Below are 1,017 nucleotides of genomic sequence, written 5' to 3'. Positions count from 1 at the left end.
AGCGCTTTATGCCGTCGACTTTGTATGCTTTAGACCGGGAACTGATTAGTGAAAGTGTCGGCTTGTCTATTGCCACTGATGAGCTTAAGTCAGACTATATCGACCTGCGCAGTAACCACTTAGCTCGTGCTCAACATGTTCGTCGGGAGCAAGGTTTTGGTTCAGACGAAAGAATAGTCTATGTCGGCCATGAAGCCTTTGAAGAGTATTTACAATGGCCGGGAGAAGGCTACTTTGTAAAGTCCCCGAAGTCTTTTCTGGGTGCCAGCGGACTTCGTCCAGAAGCGGTTTTTCTATTTGAAGATATCGTTACGGCAATGATGCAATCTATTAAAGCGCGTGCGGAACAGACACTTGGCGATACGATATCGCATACTGTAATTGGTCGCCCTGTAAACTTTCAAGGTTTGGACGCCGAGCAGAGTAACCGTCAGGCCTTGGAAATTCTGCAAACCTCAGCAAAACGTGCTGGTTTTAAAGATGTTGAGTTTTTATTTGAGCCTATTGCCGCAGGCCTGAGTTTTGAACGTTCACTCGATGCAGATAAAACGGTTTTAGTTGTCGATATCGGTGGTGGAACGAGCGACTGTGCCATGGTTAGAATGGGGCCTTCTTACCGAGATAAGAGCGATCGATCAAAAGATTTTCTAGGGCATAGCGGTGAGCGAGTAGGGGGGAACGATCTTGATATTCAGCTGGCAGGAAAGCACCTCATGCCACTTCTGGGCATGTTGTCAAAAACCAAAAGCGGTCTTCCTGTTCCCACCCAGCTTTTCTGGGACGCAGTGAGCACTAACGATGTATCGGCTCAGACACGGTTTAATGAACTTAATACAGGCTTGGATATTGAACAGCTACTACGCGATTGTGTTGAGCCAGACTTGATCAAACGCTTTATCTCAATGCGAAATAATCAGCAGCAACATCAGCTTGTTCGCAGCGCAGAGCAATGCAAAATCGCCTTGTCCTCAGCCGATAGGGTTTCAAGCTCACTTGAGTTTATCGAAGATGGGCTGA

The 1,017-nt window shown here is 47.0% G+C and carries 1 protein-coding gene; it reads left to right on the top strand.

From position 1 onward, the window contains the following. Positions 1 to 1,017: molecular chaperone (yegD, locus tag A3763_RS22845; RefSeq protein ID WP_082880571.1), on the top strand; the 1,017-nt coding region annotated here is incomplete at both ends.

It is taken from the genome of Oleiphilus sp. HI0128, assembly GCF_001635365.1.
This window is presented reverse-complemented; position numbering and strand designations above follow the sequence as displayed.